Consider the following 4,340-nt stretch of genomic DNA (forward strand, 5'->3'; position numbering starts at 1 on the left):
ACTGAAATCAGGCATACATCAATTGACAGTGGCTGTTTGAGCAATAGCAGGTTATACTTTCGTTAGAATAGCAACTTTCCCTTTATTAGCTTAAGTGTGAACTCACACTTGCCGATATATAAAGTGTAGGATGCAGAATAGGCTGTTGAACCCAAACCTGTGAACATAGTGTTACATATACTATTTTGAGCCAAGTTATTTGGTTGAATCCGGAGTAAAGATACTCGATACAACTCACTTGCAAAAAGGTGCAAGTATTATTTTTGAATGATGTGGAAATAGTTGGAATTAAGCTAGCAGATCCGTTTTCCGGCGTTTTTCACGGTGAACAGTAGGATGGTGATAATGTATGAGCAGCAATTATATAAATGCAGAGACCGAATTAGAAATTTATGCAGGCAATGACCTTGGATTGACCTATACCGCCGCCTACAGCCAGTTCAAAGTATGGGTGCCGTCGGCTTTTACCGTATCGCTTGTGTTGTATGAAACCGGAGGGAACGGTAGTGCCAACGCATTCCTAAATAGCAGTGACAGAGGAAGGATCATTCCTATGCAGCGTGAGGCTGGCGGGGTTTGGCAGGTACGGCTTTCCGGTAATCTGAAGGGCAAATATTATATGTACCGGGCCGTATTTGAAGATGGAACGATTCGCGAAGCCGCAGATCCTTATGCAACCGCTGTTTCTGCGAATGGCGTACGTTCAGCGATTGTAGCTCTGCGGGATACGGATCCGGTGGCTTGGGACAGGGATAAGTCTCCGCAGCTGCAGCACCCTGCCGATGCTGTAATCTATGAGCTGCATGTGCGGGATTTCTCGGCCCATGAGAGCTCCGGCATGCTGAACAAGGGTAAATTTAAGGCGTTTACCGAAACCGGTCTTACGGATAAGGACGGAAATGCGCTGGGGATAGACCATTTAGCTGAACTCGGAATTACTCATGTGCATTTGCTGCCGGTATTTGATTTTCAGACGGTGGATGAACTGAAGGCTGCCGGTGAAGCCTCCTCCCGTGCGGAGTATCACACGGAGTATAACTGGGGTTATGACCCGCAGCATTATAACGTTCCGGAGGGCTCTTACAGCACGAATCCCAATGACCCGGCGACCCGCATCCGCGAGTTTAAGGAAATGGTGCAGGCGCTGCACAGCAAAGGGATTGCCGTGATTATGGATGTCGTGTATAACCATACCTATTCGGTGGAAAAGGGGCCATTTGAGCCGCTGATCCCTGATTATTTCTACCGCCATGATTATTTAGGCAGATTGTCCAACGGTTCCGGCGTAGGCAATGAAATTGCCACGGAGCGGCCGATGGTCCGCAAATATATCAAAGATTCCCTGGCTTACTGGGCCTCAGAATATCATATTGACGGGTTCCGCTTCGATCTGATGGGCCTGATGGACAGTGTAACGATTCGCGAGATCACCGAGGAATTACGGCTTACTATCAATCCGGACCTGCTGATTTACGGGGAACCCTGGACGGGCGGAGATTCGCCGCTGGCTGCCAAGACCCTCAAAGGTGTGCAGCGGGGCAAAGGCTATGCTGTATTTAACGATAATTTCCGTTCGGCGATCAAAGGTGACAGTGACGGATGGGGTAAAGGATTCGTAACCGGTGAATACGGCAAGGAAGGTGCGGTGGCATCCGGTATTAAAGGCGCGATCCATGAATTTACCGACTCGCCGGTGGAGACGGTCAATTATGTGACCGCTCATGATAATTTAAATCTCTGGGATAAGGTGCTTGCGTCGCAGGGCTTACGGCAGGCGGCTAATCTGCCGGAGCTGGACAACGGAAGGCTGAGTGGCGGCGGAGACGTTGAGGCGGCAGTCCGTGCAGCTAACCCGTATTTCGGCATCGATCAGCACAATATTTTGGGCAATGAGACCGTCGGCCGTTCCTTGCTTGCCAATGGTCTGATTCTGACCTCTCAGGGCATTCCTTTTCTGCATGCCGGGGATGAAATTCTGCGCAGCAAATACGGTGATCATAACAGCTACCGCAGCCCTGATGCCATCAATGCCATACGCTGGGAGAATAAACAGACATTTATGCCTGTCTTCCAGTACTACAAGGGTCTGATTGAGCTGCGCCGCACGCACCCTGCCTTCCGCCTGCATGGGCGCCAGGAAATCGAACGCTCGCTGGAATTCCTCCGCTGTGATAGCGGTGTAGTTGCTTATAGGCTGAAGGATAATGCGGGCGGTGACGTGTGGAACAACATTGTAGTCATATTTAATGCCAATCCGGGGCCGGTCACGCAGAGTCTTCCTGACTCTGCGGACTGCTGGAACGTAGTAGTGGACCATACCTACGCCGGAACAGAGGCGTTCCGCATCGTTACAGGTCATGAAGTACAGCTGGAAGGGCTGTCAATGATGGTGCTGTATGATGGATACGGTGAGCCTGCACCCAGAGCCAAAATCATTGAGGTACATTATGACCGTCCGGACGGCGATTACAGAGGCTGGAATCTTTGGGTCTGGGGTACTGGTATCCAGGATGGTCAATGTGATTTCCGGCAAATGGAGAATCGACGCGCAGTAGCAAGGATTGAGGTGGTTCCGGGCACGGAATCAGTCGGCTATATTTTGCGGCTTAATGATTGGGAAGAGAAGGAAGCAGGCGGTGACCGGTTCATTGATTGCTCCGGAAGTGATGAGCTGATTAAGGTTCTGGTGAAGGACCGGGAGCAGATGGATGGCGGAGATACGGATGAACCGCTGCAGCTGACCAGTTAAAATCGATATTGAAGTTGAAGATACAAAAGCAAGAGGCTGTGCTCTCCCTTAAAGGGTGCACAGCCTCTTTGCATATAGAGGTTGGTATTTCTTCTATTTTATTTGGATTGATCCGAAAATTCTTCATCTACCTGCTCATTATACATATTGGCCTCGTTACCGCCGTGATTCTTGGAGCGGTACATCGCCAGGTCGGCTGCCCGCAGCAGCTCATTGATGCTGCTTCCATGCTGGGGATAAAGGGCTACTCCGATGCTGGCCGAGGTGTGGAAGCTGGACCCTTTGTTGACGGACCAGGTCTTATTGAACAACTGCAGCAGCCGTTCCAGTATCTCATTCAGCGTCTCCGTACTTGTGAACCGGTGAAGCACTACTGCAAATTCGTCGCCGCCTATACGGAAGGCCTGGCCGGAGCCTTTAACGGTCTGCTGCAGTTCACGGGAGAGCAGCTGCAGGAATTCATCACCGGCCAAGTGGCCAAGGGTGTCGTTCAGCTGCTTGAACCGGTCGCAATCGAGCAGCACCAGCGCAATATCCTGTCTGCGTTCCTCCGGCTGGTTAATGAGATTCTCCATGTACATTTTAAAGTGAGCCCGGTTCGGAATAGCTGTTAGATGGTCATAGAAGGCCAGCTTGTGCAGCCGTTCTTCATATTGCTTACGCTGTGTAATCTCGCGGGAAATGAGCATGAACTGGGCCGGGAACACCTTGTTGCCGCTGATGGGTGAGACTTTGGTCTCCAGCCATACCCAGTTTCCTTCCGAGGAACGCATACGCAGCTCTGAAATACGTGACGTACCCTGTACGGCGCTCTTCAGCTTCGCCCAGGTAATCTCCGCTTCACGGATATAGTTGGAGAGCGGTGCACCCTTCTCCGGAATATAGCCAAGAACACTTGCATGTGAAGGTGAAGCATACAGGATCAGACCGCTCGGATCGGTCAATATAATGAAGTCCGACATGGTCTCCCCGATGATCTGGTAGAGCGACTTTTCCTCCAGCATTTCCTTCTGCATCGAGATCAGTCTGCGGCTGAGATAAATGATGACCATGATTAGCAGGAACAATAAAAGCGAGTATACGGCGAAGAGAGTGCTTTTCTTCTCGCTAAACTCCACGGTGATCTGCTGGGCATAGTTGTCGATCAGATTCTCCGCCTGGTCCAGATTACTGCGCGTTTCAATCAGCCGGGTATTGATAAGCTCCGCTGAGAATGCCTCCGGGTTCCAATCCCCTTGCACCCGCCGGGAAATAAGCTCCCTTCCGGTTTCTTTCCACAGCTTGAAGGCGCTCTCGAAGTTTACCAGCTTATCGTTTAATTCACTCAGCAGCAGTTCGCTCTGCTTCATTCCCTTGTGAGGATTCTGCAAAGCGCTGATATTGTAGCTGGCCATGTTAAGACGCTGCTTGATTTGTGTGTTATTGTCTTCAAAATCTTGCGCGAACAGACTAAGCTGCTTACCCGAAACATCCGGATTCATCGCCCCATGGAGTGCGACTGCCCCCTGGTAGAGATCCCGGTCAGCATTCAGGATCAGCTCCGAGTTCTGATAAACATCGCTGTATAAAGAATCTGAGAGTCTGGTAATTG

Annotated in this window: 2 protein-coding genes; one reads left to right on the top strand and one right to left on the bottom strand. The window is 50.6% G+C overall.

Annotated elements, in window-relative coordinates; genetic code table 11:
- Positions 1-349 precede the first annotated feature (349 nt).
- The gene (gene pulA / locus AQR02_RS05045) at positions 350-2,749 is read left to right on the top strand and encodes a type I pullulanase (RefSeq protein WP_054939644.1); all 2,400 of its coding nucleotides are present in this window, start codon (positions 350-352) and stop codon (positions 2,747-2,749) included.
- A 98-nt stretch (positions 2,750-2,847) separates the two neighbouring features.
- Here the strand turns inward: pulA and AQR02_RS05050 are convergent.
- Positions 2,848-4,340 (bottom strand): sensor domain-containing diguanylate cyclase (locus AQR02_RS05050; protein ID WP_148449064.1); only part of this gene is annotated, 1,493 nt, incomplete at its 5' end.

Source organism: Paenibacillus ihuae, from assembly GCF_001368795.1.
Taxonomy (GTDB): Bacteria; Bacillota; Bacilli; order Paenibacillales; family Paenibacillaceae; genus Paenibacillus_AQ; species Paenibacillus_AQ ihuae.